The organism is Bradyrhizobium sp. INPA03-11B (assembly GCF_040446015.1).
GTDB classification, from domain to species: Bacteria; Pseudomonadota; Alphaproteobacteria; order Rhizobiales; family Xanthobacteraceae; genus Bradyrhizobium; species Bradyrhizobium macuxiense_A.
Window position 1 is genome coordinate 58,722 of record NZ_JASGSR010000030.1, and the last position, 18,534, is coordinate 77,255.

Annotated in this window: 20 protein-coding genes; 11 read left to right on the plus strand and 9 right to left on the minus strand. The window is 65.6% G+C overall.

The features are described 5' to 3' along the window. Window positions 1–200: 200 nt before the first annotated feature. The 8 genes from QMZ05_RS15375 to QMZ05_RS15410 all read right to left on the minus strand — a co-directional run bounded on the left by QMZ05_RS15375 (window position 201) and on the right by QMZ05_RS15410 (window position 7,175). Window positions 201–1,805: a molybdopterin-binding/glycosyltransferase family 2 protein gene (locus QMZ05_RS15375; protein ID WP_353701516.1), complete on the minus strand. Its 1,605-nt coding sequence runs from the start codon at window positions 1,803–1,805 to the stop codon at window positions 201–203. Further along, window positions 1,802–2,503: an XdhC family protein gene (locus QMZ05_RS15380; RefSeq protein ID WP_353701517.1), complete on the minus strand. Its 702-nt coding sequence runs from the start codon at window positions 2,501–2,503 to the stop codon at window positions 1,802–1,804. Before QMZ05_RS15380 ends, QMZ05_RS15375 begins: the two co-directional genes overlap by 4 nt. Window positions 2,504–2,505: 2 nt before the next feature. After that, window positions 2,506–2,829, minus strand: a complete 324-nt coding sequence (locus QMZ05_RS15385) for an XdhC family protein (RefSeq protein WP_021077800.1) — start codon at window positions 2,827–2,829, stop codon at window positions 2,506–2,508. Between the two features lie 67 nt (window positions 2,830–2,896). Continuing rightward, window positions 2,897–4,099, minus strand: coding sequence for a VWA domain-containing protein (locus QMZ05_RS15390; RefSeq protein ID WP_353701518.1), 1,203 nt, complete (start codon window positions 4,097–4,099; stop codon window positions 2,897–2,899). 119 nt (window positions 4,100–4,218) lie between these two features. After that, window positions 4,219–5,127 carry a MoxR family ATPase gene (locus QMZ05_RS15395; RefSeq protein ID WP_074128121.1) on the minus strand — a complete coding sequence of 303 codons (909 nt, stop codon included), beginning with the start codon at window positions 5,125–5,127 and terminating at the stop codon, window positions 4,219–4,221. A 97-nt stretch (window positions 5,128–5,224) separates the two neighbouring features. Continuing rightward, a complete protein-coding gene (locus QMZ05_RS15400) occupies window positions 5,225–6,031 on the minus strand; it encodes a xanthine dehydrogenase family protein subunit M (RefSeq protein ID WP_353701519.1) in 807 nt (268 codons plus the stop codon). Between the two features lie 56 nt (window positions 6,032–6,087). Next, the gene (locus QMZ05_RS15405) at window positions 6,088–6,573 is read right to left on the minus strand and encodes a (2Fe-2S)-binding protein (protein WP_016840414.1); all 486 of its coding nucleotides are present in this window, start codon (window positions 6,571–6,573) and stop codon (window positions 6,088–6,090) included. A 155-nt stretch (window positions 6,574–6,728) separates the two neighbouring features. Further along, the gene (locus tag QMZ05_RS15410) at window positions 6,729–7,175 is read right to left on the minus strand and encodes a carbon monoxide dehydrogenase subunit G (protein ID WP_106327163.1); all 447 of its coding nucleotides are present in this window, start codon (window positions 7,173–7,175) and stop codon (window positions 6,729–6,731) included. Between the two features lie 212 nt (window positions 7,176–7,387). Here QMZ05_RS15410 and QMZ05_RS15415 point away from each other — a divergent pair, with 212 nt between their 5' ends. The 3 genes from QMZ05_RS15415 to QMZ05_RS15425 all read left to right on the plus strand — a co-directional run bounded on the left by QMZ05_RS15415 (window position 7,388) and on the right by QMZ05_RS15425 (window position 10,087). Then, entirely contained in the window at window positions 7,388–8,743 is a 1,356-nt protein-coding gene (locus QMZ05_RS15415; RefSeq protein ID WP_353701520.1) for a 3-carboxy-cis,cis-muconate cycloisomerase, read from the plus strand. Between the two features lie 57 nt (window positions 8,744–8,800). Beyond that, the gene (gene pcaD, locus QMZ05_RS15420) at window positions 8,801–9,583 is read left to right on the plus strand and encodes a 3-oxoadipate enol-lactonase (protein ID WP_353701521.1); all 783 of its coding nucleotides are present in this window, start codon (window positions 8,801–8,803) and stop codon (window positions 9,581–9,583) included. A 120-nt stretch (window positions 9,584–9,703) separates the two neighbouring features. Then, window positions 9,704–10,087 carry a carboxymuconolactone decarboxylase family protein gene (locus QMZ05_RS15425; protein ID WP_353701522.1) on the plus strand — a complete coding sequence of 128 codons (384 nt, stop codon included), beginning with the start codon at window positions 9,704–9,706 and terminating at the stop codon, window positions 10,085–10,087. A 103-nt stretch (window positions 10,088–10,190) separates the two neighbouring features. On the opposite strand, the gene QMZ05_RS15430 is transcribed toward QMZ05_RS15425, so the two are convergent. Beyond that, window positions 10,191–10,718, minus strand: a complete 528-nt coding sequence (locus QMZ05_RS15430; protein ID WP_353701523.1) for a hypothetical protein — start codon at window positions 10,716–10,718, stop codon at window positions 10,191–10,193. On the opposite strand from QMZ05_RS15430, the gene QMZ05_RS15435 reads away from it, so the two are divergent. From QMZ05_RS15435 to QMZ05_RS15470, 8 genes are all read left to right on the plus strand, one after another. Continuing rightward, window positions 10,687–10,890, plus strand: a complete 204-nt coding sequence (locus QMZ05_RS15435) for a hypothetical protein (RefSeq protein WP_353701524.1) — start codon at window positions 10,687–10,689, stop codon at window positions 10,888–10,890. The genes QMZ05_RS15430 and QMZ05_RS15435 overlap by 32 nt on opposite strands. A gap of 9 nt (window positions 10,891–10,899) precedes the next feature. Then, the gene (locus QMZ05_RS15440) at window positions 10,900–11,658 is read left to right on the plus strand and encodes a hypothetical protein (RefSeq protein ID WP_353701525.1); all 759 of its coding nucleotides are present in this window, start codon (window positions 10,900–10,902) and stop codon (window positions 11,656–11,658) included. A 496-nt stretch (window positions 11,659–12,154) separates the two neighbouring features. Then, window positions 12,155–13,072, plus strand: a complete 918-nt coding sequence (locus QMZ05_RS15445; protein ID WP_353701526.1) for a branched-chain amino acid ABC transporter permease LivH — start codon at window positions 12,155–12,157, stop codon at window positions 13,070–13,072. 10 nt (window positions 13,073–13,082) lie between these two features. After that, window positions 13,083–14,408 (plus strand): high-affinity branched-chain amino acid ABC transporter permease LivM, encoded by a 1,326-nt coding sequence (gene livM / locus QMZ05_RS15450; RefSeq protein WP_353701527.1) that lies wholly within the window; start codon window positions 13,083–13,085, stop codon window positions 14,406–14,408. Beyond that, window positions 14,405–15,238: an ABC transporter ATP-binding protein gene (locus tag QMZ05_RS15455; RefSeq protein WP_353701528.1), complete on the plus strand. Its 834-nt coding sequence runs from the start codon at window positions 14,405–14,407 to the stop codon at window positions 15,236–15,238. Before livM ends, QMZ05_RS15455 begins: the two co-directional genes overlap by 4 nt. Further along, window positions 15,235–15,984: an ABC transporter ATP-binding protein gene (locus QMZ05_RS15460; RefSeq protein WP_353701529.1), complete on the plus strand. Its 750-nt coding sequence runs from the start codon at window positions 15,235–15,237 to the stop codon at window positions 15,982–15,984. The genes QMZ05_RS15455 and QMZ05_RS15460 overlap by 4 nt, the downstream gene beginning before the upstream one ends. 165 nt (window positions 15,985–16,149) lie before the next feature. Then, window positions 16,150–17,268, plus strand: coding sequence for a branched-chain amino acid ABC transporter substrate-binding protein (locus tag QMZ05_RS15465; RefSeq protein WP_353701530.1), 1,119 nt, complete (start codon window positions 16,150–16,152; stop codon window positions 17,266–17,268). A 228-nt stretch (window positions 17,269–17,496) separates the two neighbouring features. Beyond that, complete coding sequence (locus QMZ05_RS15470) at window positions 17,497–18,492, plus strand: P1 family peptidase (protein WP_353701531.1); 996 nt, start codon at window positions 17,497–17,499, stop codon at window positions 18,490–18,492. Window positions 18,493–18,534 lie beyond the last annotated feature (42 nt).

The following is an 18,534-nucleotide window of genomic DNA, read 5'->3' on the forward strand; positions in this document are numbered from 1 at the left end:
GCGCGGACTGTACGCGGGGGTCGTTTCCAGATGGTGAATGACGGGTTGAGGGCGAAGCCTATCGGTTCGTCGTCCCTGCGAAAGCAGGGACCCATAACCACTGACGGTGATGATGGCACGAGGCTGTGGCCGCTATGCCACGAACGACAAAGTTCGGTGGTTATGGGTCCCGGCTTTCGCCGGGACGACGGCGAGTTTGCTCAGCTCCGCCTTGCTGCTTCCAGCGCCTGCGGCGTGTCGATGTCGAGGAAGGCGCTGTTGCCTTCGACCGGGACCTCGGCGACCACCTCGGCATGCTTGGCGATCAGGTGGCGGGCGCCGATGTCGCCGTCAAGCGTCATCAATTCCTTGAAGAAGCGCCGCGACCACAGCACCGGATTGCCGCGGCGGCCCTCGCTGACGGGGACCGCGATCAGATGGCCGCGGTCGGGCGCGAAGGTCTCGATCAGGCGGTCGATCAAATGCGCATCGATCAGCGGCATGTCGCCGAGGCAGACGATCGCGCCGTCGGCAGAGTCAGAGACCGCCGAGATGCCAGCCTTCACGGAGCTCGCAATGCCGCCGGCGAAATCCGGATTGCGCACGAACTTGACCTTGAGCCCGTCAAGCGCCTGCTCGACCAGATCGCCCTGATGCCCGGTGACGACGATCACCTCCGAAGCCTTCGAGGCCAGCGCCTGCTCGGCGACGATGCGCGCGAGCTTCTTGCCGTCGAGCTCGGCGAGCAGCTTGTTCGGACCGCCCATCCGGGTCGAGCGGCCGGCGGCAAGCACGATCGCCGCGACGTTGCGATTGCCCTCGGTGTCCGGCACGGTGCGCGGCTGCGGCCGCGTCACGATCTCCATGAGAAGACCGCCGACGCCCATGCCGGTGAGGTCCGACCGCGTCACCTTGATGCCGGCGAGCAGCCGCATCAGCACCCAGTCGAAGCCATTCTCGACCGGTGAGCGCGCGCAGCCCGGCGCACCCAGCACCGGCACGCCGCCGGCGCTGCCGATCAACAGCAGATTGCCGGGATCGACCGGCATGCCGAAATGCTCGACGACGCCGCCGATCTCGGTGATCGCGGCGGGAATGACGTCGCGGCGGTCGGCGATTGCGGACGCGCCGAACACGATGACGAGCTCGGCGCCAAGTGAGAGCAATTCCTTGATCGAGGCGGCGAGCACCGTCTCGTCATGCGGTACGCGGCGCTCGGCGATGATGGTGGCGCCGGCCGGCGCCAGCCGCTCGGCGGTGACACGCAGCGTCTTGTCGATCACCTTCGGCGCAAGGCCCGGCAGCAGGGTCGAGACCACGCCGACCTTCTTGATCACGTAGGGCGCGATCCGCAGCGTGTCCTTGCCCGCGACCGCGACCGCGGCATCGCGCAAGCGTCCCTCGACGCCGAACGGGATCAGCTTGACAGTCGCGATCATCTCGCCTTCGACCACCGGCTTGTAGGCCGCGAGCGTTGCGAAGGTGATGGCCTCGTCGACGCCGTTGATGCGGTCGACCGCGGCGCGATCGACCACCAGCACGCCGGGGCGCGCCGCGAACAGGTTGGCGCGGCCGGTGAAGGCGCGCTCGACATTGACGCCCTCGCCTGCCACCGCCTGCGCGATGCTGGCGGCCGCGACATCCTCGGAGACGTCGCCCTCTTCCAGCCGCACCACGACGACGTCCTTGACGCCGGCCTTGGTCAGCGCCTCGACTTCCTCAGGGCCGATCGTGGTGCCCTTCTTGAGCACCAGCGCGCCCTGGCGGAGTGTGTGCACGGTGACGCCGCCAATCGCGTCGGCCGGACTGGCGGGACCGAACTTCATGCCGCTTCTTCTTTTTCTTTGGGAGGCAGACGCAGTTGCGCGGTGATCTCCGCCATGATCGCGACCGCGATCTCCGACGGTGACACCGCGCCGATGTCGAGCCCGATCGGCGCGTGGATGCGCGCGATGTCGCTGTCCTTCGCGCCCTGTGCGCGCAAGCGCTCGGCGCGCTTGGCGTGGGTCTTCCGCGATCCCAGCGCGCCGATATAGAAGCACTCGCGGTCGAAGGCGTGCAGCAGCGCCGGATCGTCGATCTTCGGATCATGCGTCACCGCGACGAACGCGGTGTAGTGATCGACATTGAGCGGCGGCAGCGCGATGTCGGGCCATTCGGCGACCAAAGGCACGTCGGGGAAACGCTCCGGGCTTGCAAACGCGGTGCGCGGATCGACCACCGTCACGTCATAGTCGAGCGAGCGTGCCAGCGGCGCCAGCGCCTGGCTGATATGCACCGCGCCGATGATCACGAGCTTTGCGGTCGGCGCGTAGACGTTGAGGAACAGCTTCTTGCCTGCAACCTCGACATTGCCGCTCTTGCCCATCCGCAGTTGCTTGGCAAGCTCGGCGCGCAGCGGATCGGCCGCGATGCCCGCGGCCTTGACCAGGCGCTGATCGCCATTGGCGGTGTCGGTGACGATGATCACCGGGCGGCGCGCGGCGCGCTCGGCGTTCAGTTCTTTCAGGATCTCGAGCTTCACGGCTAACCGACCTTCTCGACGAACACGCGGATGGTGCCGCCGCAGGACAGGCCGACATTCCAGGCGGTCTCGTCGGCGACGCCGAATTCGAGCATCTTCGGCTGGCCGCTCGCGATCACGTCGAGCGCCTCGGTGACGACGGCGCCCTCGACGCAGCCGCCGGAGACCGAGCCGAGGAAGGTGCCGTCGTCATTGATGACGAGGCTGGAGCCGGCCGGGCGCGGCGCCGAGCCCCAGGTCTCGACCACGGTGGCGAGCGCCACGCCGTGGCCCTGCTTCTGCCAGGTCTCGGCGGCCTGCAGGATGTCTTCGTCGCGGTTGAGCATGAGAACCTCCTTTTGGGGCATGATCTATTCGAAAAACCGGTACCCACTTTTTCGGATCATGCCCTCCTCAAGCAACAGAACGGATCAGGCTGCGGTGGTGCGCCGGCGGCGGGGATGACAGCGCCCCGATCAAGCCCTTGATGGACGTCAAGTTATGCACCGGGCGAAATTCGTCAACGTGGGGCAACATCATTTTGATGCCCTGCGCCTTGGCCTCGAAGCCGGAATAGCGCAGCAGCGGGTTCAGCCAGATCAGACGGCGGCAGGAGCGGTGCAAACGGTCCATCTCGAAGGCCAGTTTGGCATCCGCCTCCCGTTCTAGTCCATCGGATATAAGGAGGACGATGGCGCCCTGCCCGAGCACCCGGCGGGCCCAGAGCTGGTTGAAGGTGTGCAGCGAGGTCGCGATCCGGGTCCCGCCGGCCCAGTCCTCGACCGAGGACGAGCAGCTCGCCAGCGCCTCGTCCGGATCACGCGCCCGCAATGCGCGCGTCACATTGGTCAGGCGGGTGCCGAACAGGAACACCGAGACCCGCTTGCGGGCGTCGGTGATGGCATGCAGGAAGTGCAGGAACAAGCGGGTGTACTCGCTCATCGAGCCGGAGATATCGAGCAGCGCCACGATCGGCGCCGGCTTCTCGATCCGGCCGAGCTTTCGGATGTCGATGATCTCGCCGCCTGATCGCAGCGAGTTGCGCACGGTGCGGCGCATGTCGAGCCGCAGTCCGCGCGCGTCCGGCTGGTAGCGGCGGGTGACGAGCTCGGCCTGCGGCAGCCGCATCTTGGCGATCTCGCGCGTCACCTCGGCAATCTCCGCCGCGGTCATCTGCGCAAAATCCTTCTTCTGCAGGATCTCCTTGTCGGAGACCGAGAGCTTCAGCTCCTGCTCCTGGGCCTGCGGCCGCTCCTCGCTCTTCGCCGGCTGCGCCATCGCCTCCTGGACCCGGCGCGAAGCCGGCGGCGGCTTCTTCTTGGCGTGGTCGGGCAGCGGCACCGAATCCAGCATGCTCTTCCACTCCTCAGCGGCGCGGAAGAACAGCATGAAGGCCTGCCGGAAGATCAGCGCATGCTCGTGGCGCTTGACGAAGATCGCCTCGAGCGTGGCGTAGAAATCGGAGCGGTTGCCGACCTCGATCAGTTGCAACGCGTCGAGCGCATCGATCACCGAGCCTGGCCCGACCGGAAGCCCCGCCGCCCGCAATGCGCGGGCAAAGCCGATCACGTTGTCGGCCATGTGGCCGGTCGGGGGATTGAGATGGTTGATCGCCATTGGAATCCATTTCCCGTCGTTCGGGGGCGCACGCGGAGCGGGCGAACCCGGAACCTCGAGATTCCGGGTTCGATGCTTCGCATCGCCCCGGAATGACGAATGCTATTGCGGCGCGCGACTTACGTCTCGCTCGTCGCTTCCTTCAATGTCTTCTGCAACGCATCGCCCTGCATGCGCGCGATGTCGTCCTGGTACTTGAGCAGCGCGCCCAGCGTGTCACCGACCACCTGCGGCGTCAGCGAGCGGGCGTCGAGCTCGGACAGCGCGGTGGCCCAGTCGATGGTCTCGGCGACGCCAGGCGACTTGTAGAAATCCTGGCTGCGCAGCGCCTGCACGAAGCGCACGACCTGCTGCGACAGCTTTGCGGAGATGTTCGGCACCCGCGACTTGACGATCGCGAGCTCGCGCTCGGCCGAAGGATAATCCACCCAGTGATAGAGGCAGCGCCGCTTCAGCGCGTCGTGAATCTCGCGGGTGCGGTTCGAGGTGATGATCACGATCGGCGGCGCCGGCGCCTTCACGGTGCCGAGCTCGGGAATGGTGACCTGGAAGTCGCTGAGGATTTCCAACAGATACGCCTCGAACGCCTCGTCGGCGCGGTCGAGCTCGTCGATCAGCAGCACCGGGGGGCCCGCGACATCGGGCTCGAGCGCCTGCAACAGCGGCCGCTTGATCAGGAAGCGCTCGGCGAAAATGTCGCTCGCAAGCTGGTCGCGATCGGTGTCGCCGGAGGCTTCCGCCAGCCGGATCGCGATCATCTGCGCCGCGCTGCTCCACTCATAGACGGCGGAGGCGACGTCCAGGCCTTCATAGCATTGCAGGCGGATCAGCTTGCGCCCGAGTGCCGCCGACAGCACCTTGGCGATCTCGGTCTTGCCGACGCCGGCCTCGCCTTCGAGGAACAGCGGCCGGCCCATGCGCAGCGCCAGATAAGTCACGGTCGCCAGCGACCGTTCGGCGAGATAGCCGCGCGACGTCAACAGCTCCTCGAGCGCATCGACGGAAGTGGGTAACGCCGATGCACTCATGGAACTGCCAGTCTTCGAACAGGGGTTAGCAAAATCACGCGTCAGATCTAGTCCTTGGGATCCGGTTTGGATCTAGTCCCTTGGATCTAGTCCTTAGCTAGTCCTTGGCGTTGGCGGCTTCCACCGCCCGGCGCGTCAAAACGCCGATCAGGTGGGCGCGGTATTCCGCACTGCCGTGCAGGTCGCTGTTCAGCCCTTCGGCCGGAACCGCGATGCCGTCGAGCACCTTGTGCGAGAAGCGCTTCTTCAAGGCCTCCTCGAACGCGGTGGCGCGGAACACGCCGTCCGAGCCCGCGCCGGTGACCGCGACGCGCACGTCGGACGGACGCTTGGCCACGAACACACCGACCAACGCATAGCGCGAGGCCTGATTGCGGAACTTGATGTAGGCCGCCTTCTTCGGCAGCGGGAACATCACCTTGGTGATGATCTCGTCGGCCTCCAGCGCGGTCGAGAACAGGCCCAGGAAATACTCCTCGGCCTTCAGGCGGCGCTTGTTGGTGACGATGGTCGCGCCCAGCGCCAGCACCGCCGCCGGATAGTCTGCGGTCGGGTCGTTGTTGGCGAGCGAGCCGCCGATGGTACCGCGGTGGCGCACCGCGGGATCGCCGATCAGGCCGGCCAGTTCGGCCAGCGCCGGGATCGCCTCGCCGACAACCGCGGAGTTCGCGACGTCAGCGTGCTTGGCGGTGGCGCCGATCACCAGCGAGCGGCCCTTCATCTCGATCGTGTCGAGACCTTCGATATGGGAGAGGTCGACCAGATGCGGCGGACTCGCGAGCCGCTGCTTCATGACCGGCACCAGCGTGTGACCGCCGGCGATCAGCTTGGCGTCCTCGTTCTTCACCAGGAGGTTGGCGGCCTGCCGCACGGTGCCGGGACGATGATATTTGAATTCGTACATTGGAATGTCCTGATCGCGATCGCGACGAATTGCTGATTAAGCGAGGTCCGACTTGTTTAAGCCAAGTCCGATTTGGCCATCGCCTTGGCGCCGGCGGCGATCGAAGCCACGATGTTCTGGTAGCCGGTGCAGCGGCACAGATTGCCTTCCAGCTCCTCGCGGATCACCTCGTCGGAAAGCTCGTGGCCCTTGCGATGGACCAGGTCGACGGCGGTCATGATCATGCCCGGCGTGCAGAAGCCGCACTGCAGGCCATGATGCTCGCGGAAGGCCTCCTGCATCGGATGCAGCGGCGCGCCGTCGGCGGCCAGCCCCTCGATGGTCTTGACCTCATGACCGTCAGCCATCACCGCGAGCGTCGTGCAGGACTTCACCGCCTTGCCGTCCAGATGCACGACGCAGGCGCCGCACTGCGAGGTGTCGCAGCCGACATGGGTACCTGTCAGCCGCAGGTTTTCGCGCAGAAACTGGACCAGAAGGGTACGGGGGTCGACATTCGCGTTGACGGGGTTGCCGTTCACGATCATTGAAATCTTGGCCATCAGCACTCTCTTATCTGCGCCACCGCATATCGGCGAAGCAGGCGGTTTAAAATCATTCCAGACGGCATAATATGGGCGCGCCCCGCGATGGGCAACCTTTGGAGCCACCCATCCAGAGCATGGCCGGGCCTGAATGATCCGGCCCGCGAGCGGGGCTAACCCTGCACCGCCTTGGCAAAATTTGCAAAGAATTCATCGGCCAGCTTCTTGGCGGCACCGTTGATCAGGCGCTGGCCGAGCTGGGCGAGCTTGCCGCCGATCTGCGCCTCTACGTTGTAGCTCAGAAGCGTGCCGCCATCCTTGTCGGCAAGGCCGACGGTGGCGCCGCCCTTGGCGAAGCCGGCGACCCCGCCCTCGCCTTCGCCCGAAATCTTGTAGCCGTTCGGCGGGTCGAGATCGCTCAACGTCACCTTGCCCTTGAAGCGGGCGGAGACCGGGCCGACCTTCATCTTGGCGGTGGCGCGAAAGCCGCCCTCGTCGGTCTTCTCCAGCTCTTCGCAGCCGGGGATGCAGGCCTTCAGCACGTCGGGGTCGTTGAGCTTGTCCCACACAGCCTGGCGCGGCGCCGCAAGCTGGACTTCGCCGGTCATTGTCATGGCCATGGGAGGACCTCCTCGATCGCAAGAAACCTTTTCCCCCAAGTAAAGCAGCCCGGGCGCAAAGGAAAGGCCACCTTGGGAGGATGAGCGATGCATATTCGCAACCGCAGCAAGCCAAGCCCGCTGTTCACGAAATCGCGCAATCCGCGCTGTTGAAAATGCCGGCAGCGCCGGGGCATTGGCAGCGACGCCCGGGAGTGGTTAGGTCGCGCGCCATGAGCACAGCCCTCTCCCCCCTGCTTGCGCCGATGCTGTCGAGCGCCTCGATGCGCGCGGTGTGCGACGATGCCGCCACCCTGCAGAACATGCTGGATTTCGAGGCCGCGCTGGCCCGCGCCGAGGCCCTCGTCGGCGTAATTCCATGGACCGCCGTGGCGCCGATCGAGCAAGCCTGCAAGACCGAATCGTTTGACACCGCCGCGCTTGCGGAAGCCGCGACCCGGTCCGGCAATCTGGCGATTCCCCTCGTGAAGGCTCTGACCGCCGAGGTCGCCAAGGTGGATGCCGAGGCGGCGCGCTACGTGCATTGGGGCGCGACCAGCCAGGACGTCATCGACACCGCGACGATGCTGACCTTGCGCGCCGGCATCGACGCGCTGCTCGCCGACCTCAACCGCGCCGTTGCGGGCTTTGCCGGATTAGCGCGCGCCCATCGCAATACCGCAATGGTGGCGCGGACCTGGCTGCAGCATGCGCTGCCGATGCCGTTCGGGCTTAAGCTCGCCGAATACGCCGCAGCCCTGCACCGCTCCCGCAAGCGGCTGCTGCGGCTGCGCCGCGAGACGCTGGCGCTGCAATTCGGCGGCGCTGCAGGCACCCTCGCCGCGCTCGGCGATAGGGGACTGGCGGTGGAAGAGGCGCTGGCCTGGACCCTTGAACTGCCGCGGCCCGATGCGCCCTGGCACACCCACCGCGACCGCATCGCGGAGGCGGCGTCGGTGTTCGCGATCCTCGCCGGCAGCTGCGGCAAGATCGCGCGCGACATTTCGCTGATGATGCAGACCGATGTCGGCGAGGCCTTCGAGCCCGCCGGCGCCGGCCGCGGCGGCTCCTCCACCATGCCGCACAAGCGCAATCCCGTTGCCGCCGCGAGCGCGCTGGGCGCCGCGACCATGGCACCGAACCTCGCCGCAACGATCTTCGCCGCGCAGGTGCAGGACCATGAGCGCAGCGCCGGCCCGTGGCATGCGGAATGGCCGACCTTGCCGGGCCTGATGCTGGTGACCTCGGGCGCGCTCGCCGCCATCGTCGACCTCGCCGAAGGGCTCGAGGTCGATGCGGCGCGGATGCGCACCAATCTCGATGCGACCCATGGGTTGATCATGGCGGAGGCCGTGACGTTTGCGTTGGCCGAAAAGATCGGCAAGAGCGACGCCCATCATCTGATCGAGTCCGCGAGCAAGAAAGCGGTCGCGGACAAGAAGCATCTGCGCGACGTGCTGTCGGCGGATGCCAAGATCACCGCACATCTCGACGCCAAGCGTATCGCAGAGCTATTCGAGCCGATGGCCTATCAGGGTGCCTCGCAGACGCTGATCGACCGGTTGCTGGCTTCACTGGATGAGAAATAGCGAAGATGTCATTGCCGGGCTTGATCCGGCAAGCACATGACGAGAGGGGACAACACGATGCCGATGATCAACGCCGACGGATGCCTGCTCAATGTCCAGGTCGATGGCCGCGACGGCGGACCGACCTTGATGCTGTCGAACTCGCTCGGCTGCACCCTGCAGATGTGGGAGCCGCAGATGAAGGCGCTGACGCAGATGTTCCGCGTCATCCGCTACGACCGCAGAGGTCACGGCAAATCCGGCGTGCCTGATGGACCCTACTCGATGGAGCGGTTCGGCCGCGACGTGCTGGCAATCCTCGACGACCTCAACATCGAGAAGGTGCATTGGTGCGGCCTGTCGATGGGCGGCATGGTCGGGCAATGGCTCGGCGCCAACGCCCCTGAAAGATTTGGCAAGATCATCCTCGCCAACACCGCCTGCTACTATCCCGATCCGGCCAACTGGCTGAACCGCATCAAGGCGGTCAAGGAAGGCGGCATCGCCGCGGTCGCCGACACCGTGATCGCGGGCTGGCTGACTGCCGACTTCCGCGAGCGCGAGCCCGAGACGACGGCGCGCATGAAGGCGATGCTGATTGCCTCTCCCGTCGAGGGCTACCTCGCCTGCTGCGAGGCGCTGTCGACCCTCGACCAGCGCGCGCTGCTGCCCAGGATCAAGAGCCCGACGCTGGTGATCGCAGGAAAGCAGGACATGGCAACGCCGGTGTCGGCGGGTGAGATGATCCGCAGCGGCATTCCCGGCGCCAGCATGACGCTGCTTGATGCCGCGCATATTTCCAATGTCGAGCAATCGCACGCCTTTACCGAAGCCGTGGTCGGCTTCCTGACGCAACGGTAACCGCAAGACCTGTGTAGCCCGGATGGAGCGAAGCGAAATCCGGGACCGGCCGTTGACGTGAATACCGAACCCCGGATTGCGCTGCGCTCCATCCGGGCTACGATTTCAGGAGGAAATTCCATGGACGACAATCAACGCCGCGACGACGGCATGACGCAGCGCCGCAAGGTGCTCGGCAATGAATGGGTCGACAAGTCGATCAAGAACCGCAACGCGTTCAACACCGACTTCCAGGACCTGATCACGCGCTATGCGTGGGGCGATATCTGGACCCGGCCGCATTTCGATCACCGCACGCGCCGCGTGCTTGTGATCGGCACCATGGTCGCGCTCGGCCAGTGGGACGAATTCCGCCTGCATGTGCGCGCCGCGCTCACTGAAGGCGGCTTCACGCCCGACGACATCAAGGAAATCCTGATGCAGCAAGCGATCTATTGCGGCGTGCCGGCGGCCAATCACGCCGTCAAGGAAGCCGGCGCGATCATTGCCGAACTAGGAGCATGATCCGGAAAAGTGCGAAGCGGTTTTCCCTCGCGACAAACGCGGAACGCGTTTGCGCGGAGATCATGCTCAAAACAACGAACTAAAGCGCGATGACTATCGCGCTTTAGGGCTGCTGAAGGGATAGCCCACTCGCCGGCGCACCCGCCTCAACGGTAGGAGTCACGGCAGCTCGCTTCGGCGAGGTCTCGAACAGCATCACGATCGCAGTGCCCAGCAGCATCAGAAGCTCCGACGCATGCATGCGCATCGCTTCGACCTCGCCGACCTTGGAGGCCATCATCATGCTGGCGAAGCTCAGCACGCTGCCGAGGCAGAGCGCCACCGCGAGCGCCTCGTCGGCGCCACTGCTGTTTCGGCGCAACGGCGAGAACGCGGCCATCGCGAGGAACACCGCGAAGAACGCCACCACCGTGATCCGCGCCAGCGCCAAGAGCCATGCGAGCCGCACCGTCGCCATCTTGCCGAGGTGGAGATAGTCGCTCGCATACAGCGCGAACGACACGCTCGGCCGCTCATAGAGGCCGTGGATCGGCGACACCATGATGCTGAACGCGATGATGGTCCAGACCGGAATGAAATAGGCCGCAAGCAGCGCGCCGTTGAAGGAACTGATCCGCCAGTTGTTCGACATTGCCGCTTCCCGTGCTTCCCGCGCCTTTCAGACCGGCGACGGTTCAGCTCGCGAGGTAACGCCGATCGATTGCCGGCAGCAATTTAAACCCTTTGTTAAGGTTAAGCGCGGTGCGATGGTTCCCGGGATCGATGCGATCGGGCCCGGCCAGGATCTGCGCTGGGGAGCATGAGGGGGTAAAATGACTGAAAGAACCCGCGTTTTCGTCGCAACGCCCTGCTACGGCGGCGATCTGAAGATGGCCTATGTGTTGTCAGCCCTGAAGCTTCAGGCTACGGCCACCGCCCGGGGCATCGACATCGTGTTCCACCTGATCGGAAACGAATCGCTGATCGTGCGCGCCCGGAACGAGCTTGCCCACCAATTCCTCGCCTCTGGCGCCAGCCATCTCCTGTTCATCGATGCCGATATCGGGTTCGAGCCCGAGGCGGTGTTCCGGCTGCTCGATAGCGATGCCGACGTCTCGGCCGCGGCCTATCCGCTCAAACACATCGATTGGGCCAAGGTGCAGCGGGCTGCGGACGCCAAGCGAGCGAACCTCGCGTCGTCCTCGCTTGACTATGTCGTCACATGGGCGGGCGACCAGATCACGGTTCGCGGCGACGGCTTCGCCAAGGTCCGATATGCCGGAACCGGCTTCCTGATGATGAAGCGATCCGCGCTCGTCAGGCTGTGCGACGCCCATCCCGAACTGAAATACCGCGCGAACCACAAGACCAACGACTTGAACACCGGCAATTTGGTTCGCGCCGACCTCGACCGCGTGTCGCTGTTCGAATGCATGATCGACAAGACGACCGGCGAGTATCTGTCCGAGGATTACGCATTCTGCCGGCGCTGGATCGACCTGGGCGGCGAAATCTGGCTGGACCTGCGCAGCGAGTTGACGCATTTCGGTTCATACGCCTTCCGCGGCCGCTTCGCCGATCAATTGGCCTGAACATCAAACAGAAACAAATCAGCAGATGAAATGGGCCTCGCTGCTCGGCGAGACCCTTTTTGTTGCAACTGCTCAATTGCCTTGCCGGCTCGAATCCTGCGGCACCTGAGCTGCTAACCCGGGGGCCCTGGTTGTTCATCCTTTTCATCCAACTGGGGACAACGCGCGCATCAGGACCGCAGTTGCTCTGATAACACGGGTTCCGGCGCGATCATTGCAAGGCAACTGGGTCTCGCCCCCTGTGACATCGGAACCGCACCCGCCAAAGTAGTTATGTACAAAGCCCTTTCTGCTGCTGCCACGCTGTTGCCGCCGCCGGGGTTCCGCTGTTAGAAAATACCGCGACGCGACGGACCAGGCTGCCGGGGGCCTCGCCGCGTCACCCGCGACGTAGCGTTTTCGAGCGAAGTGGAGACCGGTTCGCGTGAAGACACCGCGTCCAAATCAAACCGAGAGCCCGTTCGGTTCTCAACCGAACAGGCTCTGACGGCAGCGCATGGATTATTTCGCCCAGCAATTGATCAACGGCCTCGTGCTCGGTTCGATCTATGGCCTGATCGCCATCGGCTACACGATGGTCTACGGCATCGTCGGCATGATCAACTTCGCCCATGGCGACATCTTCATGATCGGCGGCTTCATCGCGATGATCTCGTTCCTGGTGCTGGTGTCGCTCGGCCTCACCGCGATCCCCGTCATCCTCCTGATCGTGCTGCTGGTCTCGATGGTGATCACCGCGCTCTATGGCTGGACCATCGAACGCATCGCCTATCGGCCGCTGCGGCATTCGTTCCGCCTCGCCCCGATGCTGTCGGCGATCGGCATGTCGTTCGTGCTGACCAATTTCTCGCAGGTGTCGCAGGGCGCGCGCGTCAAGCCGGTGCCGCCGATCATCACCGGTGGCTACACGCTGCATGAAGGCTCCGAAGGCTTCGCCGTGCAGCTCTCCAACATCCAGATCGTGGTCGTGCTCGCCACCATCGTGCTGCTCGCGTTGTTCACCTGGCTGGTCTCGCGCACCCGGCTCGGGCGCGACATGCGCGCCTGCGAGCAGGACCAGACCATGGCCGCGCTGCTCGGCGTCGATGTCGACCGCACCATCTCGATGACCTTCGTGATCGGCGCAGCGCTCGCAGCCGTCGCCGGCATGATGTACCTGCTCTATTACGGGCTGGTCGATTTCTTCATGGGCTTCGTCGCCGGCATCAAGGCGTTCACCGCCGCCGTGCTCGGCGGCATCGGCTCGCTGCCCGGCGCAATGCTCGGCGGCCTCGCGATCGGCCTGATCGAAACGTTCTGGTCGGCCTACTTCTCGGTCGAGTACAAGGACGTCGCCGCGTTCTCGATCCTGATCGTGGTGCTGATCTTCATGCCGACCGGCCTGCTCGGCCGTCCCGAAGTCGAAAAAGTCTGACAGGCACTTCGTGAGCACGACCTCAGCCCGCCCCTCGCACACTGCGCAGCCCTCGGGCAGCGCCTTCATTCTCAAGAAAGCCCTGATTAGTGCCGTCGTCGCGCTGGTGCTGTTCTCGCTGATGATCGGCTTGCGCACCGAGGCCGGCCCACAGGGCGGCCTGATCTACTGGACGCGGTTCGGCGATCTCGCCGCCATGGTCGGCACCGTGTTCGGCGGCAGCATCATCATCGAGCTGCTGCGGCAATGGTGGGGGCCGGTCGACAAGGATCGCATCGTGCCGCAGCCGGTGCAATCGGCGATGTCGTTCGCGGGCCGCTGGCTCGCTCCGGCACTCCTGGTGTTCGCCTTCCTCGTCCCTGTCATTTTCTACAACCAGCGATACATTCTCGACCTCTCGATCCTGGTGCTGACCTATGTGATGCTGGGATGGGGGTTGAACGTCGTGGTCGGCCTCGCCGGCCTGCTCGATCTCGGCTACGTCGCCTTCTATGCGGTCGGCGCCTATTCCTACGCGCTGCTCGCGACCAATTTCGGACTGTCGTTCTGGGTCTGCCTGCCGCTCGCCGGCATCCTGGCGGCGTTCTGGGGCGTGCTGCTCGGCTTCCCGGTGCTGCGGCTGCGTGGCGATTATCTCGCGATCGTGACGCTGGCCTTCGGCGAGATCATCCGCCTCGTCATCATCAACTGGCAAAGCCTGACCGGCGGCCCCAACGGCGTCTCCGGCATCCCGCGCCCGACCCTGTTCGGCATTCCGCTCGACAACAGCGATGACGGGCTTGCCGCCAAGCTCGGCATCGAGTTCTCGCCGACCCACCGCATCGTGTTCCTGTTCTATCTGATCCTGGCGATGGCGCTGCTCACCAACTGGGTGACGATCCGGTTGCGCCGGCTGCCGATCGGCCGCGCCTGGGAAGCGCTGCGCGAGGACGAGGTGGCCTGCCGCGCGCTTGGCATCAACGTCACCACGACCAAGCTCACCGCGTTCGCGACCGGCGCGATGTTCGGCGGCTTCGCCGGCGCCTTCTTCGCCACGCGGCAGGGCTTCATCAGCCCGGAATCCTTCACCTTCCAGGAATCGGCGCTGGTGCTGGCGATCGTCGTGCTCGGCGGCATGGGCTCGCAGCTCGGCGTGGCGCTGGCCGCGCTCACCATGATCGGCGGCTTCGAATTGTTCCGCGGGTTCGATCAGTACCGCATGCTGGTGTTCGGCATCGCGATGGTGCTGTTGATGATCTGGCGGCCGCGCGGGCTGATTGGCCATCGCGCGCCGACCGTGTTCCTGGAGCGCAACCAGGTGATCTCGTCCGACCTCGTCAAGGAGGGCCACGGATGAGCGGCGATCCCATCCTCACCGTCGACCGCCTGATGATGCGCTTCGGCGGCATCGTCGCGGTCAACCAGCTCTCCTTCGCGGCCGAGCGGCGCAAGATCACCGCGCTGATCGGACCGAACGGCGCCGGCAAGACCACCGTGTTCAACTGCATCACCGGCTTCTACCGGCCGAGCGGCGGCGCGATCCGCCTCGCCCACGACGATGGCCACACCATCCAGCTCGAGCGGCTGAACGATTTCCGCATCACCAAGCAGGCCAAGGTGGCGCGCACCTTCCAGAACATCCGGCTGTTTCCCGGCATGACCGCGCTGGAGAACCTGATGGTCGCCCAGCACAACGCGCTGATGCGCGCCTCGGGCCTCACCCTGCTCGGGCTGCTCGGCCTGCCGTCCTGGCGCGAGGCCGAGCAGCGCGCCATCGAGCTGGCGCGGACCTGGCTCGACCGCGTCGGCCTGCTCTCACGCGCCGACGATGCCGCCGGCAACCTCGCTTACGGCGACCAGCGCCGGCTCGAGATCGCGCGCGCGATGTGCACCGAGCCCGTGCTGCTCTGCCTCGACGAGCCGGCGGCCGGCCTCAACGCGCGCGAGAGCGGCGGGCTCAACGAACTCCTGCTGTCGATCCGCAACGAACAGGGCACCTCGATCCTGCTGATCGAGCATGACATGTCTGTCGTGATGGAGATCTCCGACCACGTCGTGGTGATGGACTACGGCGTCAAGATCGCCGAAGGCTCGCCGAAGGCCGTGCGCGACGACCCCAAGGTGATCGCCGCCTATCTCGGCGCCGACGAAGAAGAGGCGATCGCCGTGATGGAGAGCGGCACGTGAGCGCGCTAGCTGCAACCACACCCCTGCTCGCGGTGCGCGGCGTGCGTGCGGCGTATGGCAAGATCGAGGCGCTGAAAGGCGTCGACATCGAGATCAATCGAGGCGAGATCGTCGCCCTGATCGGCGCCAACGGCGCCGGCAAGTCGACGCTGATGATGACGATCTTCGGCCGGCCGCGCGCCCGCGCCGGCCGGATCGAGTTCGACGGGAATGACATCACGGGCGTGCCGACCCACGAGATCGCGCGGCTGCGCATCGCACAATCGCCCGAGGGCCGGCGGATCTTTCCGCGCATGAGCGTCGCGGAAAACCTGCAGATGGGCGCCGACGCCACCGAATGCAGCGAAGCCGAACGCGAGGCCGGGCTGGAGCGCGTGTTCGCGCTGTTCCCGCGGCTGAAGGAACGCGTCGCACAACGCGGCGGCACGCTGTCCGGCGGCGAGCAGCAGATGCTCGCGATCGGCCGCGCCCTGATGAGCCGGCCCCGCCTGTTGATGCTGGACGAGCCTTCGCTCGGCCTTGCGCCGCTGATCGCGCGCCAGATCTTCGAAGCCATCCGCACGCTGAACCGGCAGGACGGCCTCACCGTGCTGATCGTGGAGCAGAACGCCAACCATGCGCTGAAGCTCGCCCATCGCGGCTATGTCATGGTCAACGGCCTGATCACGCTGGCCGGAACCGGCGCCGAATTGCTGCAGCGCCCGGAAATCCGCGCCGCCTATCTGGAAGGCGGCCGCCGCGGGTAGCTGCACGTTTCGTGCCGCCCCTGCAGCTGGATGCAGCTGATGTAGCGTCGATTTGCCTGAAAATTGCCGGTGACTTCGGCGCGAAACCAGCCGAGAATGCCGGCGGTTTTGGGGCCCGGCGTGCCGGGCCCTTCCGCAAGAGGCAACGACCACGAGGGACGTCTCATGAAATCACTGAAGCTGATCGGCCTGGCATTGGGCGCTTCGTTCGCATTCTCGGCGAGCGCATTCGCGCAAGATATCACCATCGCAGTCGCGGGCCCGATGACGGGCTCCGAATCCGCTTTCGGCCGGCAGATGAAGAACGGCGCCGAGCAGGCAATCGCCGACATCAACGCCGCCGGCGGCGTGCTCGGCAAGAAGCTCGCGCTGGAAGCCGACGATGATGCCTGCGATCCGAAGCAGGCGCGCTCGATCGCGGAAAAGATCGGCTCGTCGAAGATCCCGTTCGTCGCCGGCCACTTCTGCTCGTCGTCGTCGATCCCGGCCTCCGAGGCCTATGCCGACGCCAACGTCCTGCAGATCACCCCGGCCTCGACCAATCCGCTGTTCACCGAGCGCAAGCTCTGGAACGTGGCCCGCGTCTGCGGCCGTGACGACCAGCAGGGCCTGGTCGCCGCCGACTACATCATGAAGAACTTCAAGGGCAAGAACGTCGCGATCCTGAACGACAAGACCACCTACGGCAAAGGCCTCGCCGATGAGACCAAGAAGGCGCTGAACAAGGCCGGCTTCCAGGAGAAGATGTTCGAGTCGTACAACAAGGGCGACAAGGACTTCAACTCGATCGTCTCGCGCCTGAAGCGCGACAACATCGATCTGGTCTATGTCGGCGGCTACCATCAGGAAGCTGGCCTGATCCTGCGCCAGATGCGTGACCAGGGCCTGCAGACCATTCTGATGGCGGGCGACGCCATGAACGACAAGGAGTTCGCCTCGATCACCGGCCCCGCCGCCGAAGGCACGCTGTTCACCTTCGGCCCCGATCCGCGCAACAAGCCGACCGCGAAGGCGATCGTCGAGAAGTTCAAGGCCAAGAACATCGATCCCGAAGGTTACACGCTCTACACCTACGCCGCGATGCAGGTGTGGACGCAGGCCGTCGCCAAGGCCGGCACCACCGACGCCAAGAAGGTGATGGCCACCATCAAGGCCGGCGACTGGGACACCGTGCTCGGCAAGATAAGCTTCGATGCCAAGGGCGACATCAAGGCGATCGACTACGTCGTCTACAAGTGGGACGCCAAGGGCAACTACACCGAGATCAATCCGAAGGGCTCCTGAGAGACCCCTTCCGTCATTGCGAGGAGCGCAGCGACGAAGCAATCCACGTCTCCGCGAGCGGTGAAATGGATTGCTTCGTGAAGCCTGTCATCCGGCGGCGCTTCGCGCCGACCGGGTGGCTCGCAATGACGAGGATAGAGTTACAAACCGCCCCGGTCAGCCGGGGCGTTTTGCTTTGACGCGGCGGCTGCTATACCGGATCGATCGGACAGCAGGGACGGACGCATCGTGAAAAACCTTCTCACCGATATTGCCGGCGTTGCCGTCGGCCACGCCGACGACGCCGTGATCGCCTCGGGCGTCACTGCGATCCTGTTCGAGCGGCCGGCGGTGGCCTCGATCGATGTCCGCGGCGGCGGCCCCGGCACCCGCGAGGACGCGCTGCTTGCCCCGCATAATGTCGTCGAGGCGATCGACGCCATCACGCTGTCCGGCGGCTCCGCGCTCGGGCTCGATGCCGCCGGCGGCTTGCAGGCCTGGCTCGCCGAGCGCGGCCGCGGCTTTCGCATCCGCGATGCGGTGATCCCGATCGTGCCGGGCGCGATCTGCTTCGACCTGCTCAACGGCGGCAACAAGGCGTGGGGGCGCTTTCCGCCCTATCGCGATCTCGGCTATGCGGCGGCGAATGCCGCCTCTGATGACTTCGAGCTCGGCAGCGTCGGCGCCGGCATGGGCGCGACCACCGCCAACCTCAAGGGCGGCCTCGGCTCGGCCTCCGCTGTGACCGACGACGGCATCAAGGTCGCAGCGCTCGCGGTGGTCAACGCGGTCGGCAGCGTCACGGTCGGCAGCGGCCCCTGGTTCTGGGCGGCGCCGTTCGAGGTGAACGGCGAGTTCGGCGGACGCGGCCTGCCGCCCGCGTTCACCCAGGAGATGCTGAAGATGCGGCTGAAGGGCGGCGCGGACGCCACCGCGGCCGAGAACACGACGCTGGTCGTGGTCGTGACCGACGCGCAATTGACAAAACCGCAGGCGCGGCGGCTTGCGATGATCGCGCAGACCGGCATGGCGCGCGCGATCTATCCGGTGCACGCCCCGCTCGATGGCGATGTGGTGTTTGCCGCCGCGACCGGCGCCAAGCCGGTCGATCCGCTGTTCGGCCTGACCAAGCTCGGCGCCATCGCCGCCAACACGGTGGCACGCGCGATCGCCCGCGGCGTCCATTCAGCGACCGCGCTGCCCTTCCCCGGCGCGCAGCCAAGCTGGCGGGATCGGTTCGGTTAGGGCTGCGAATGCGGTGTGCTCCCTCGCCCCGTTCTTACGGGG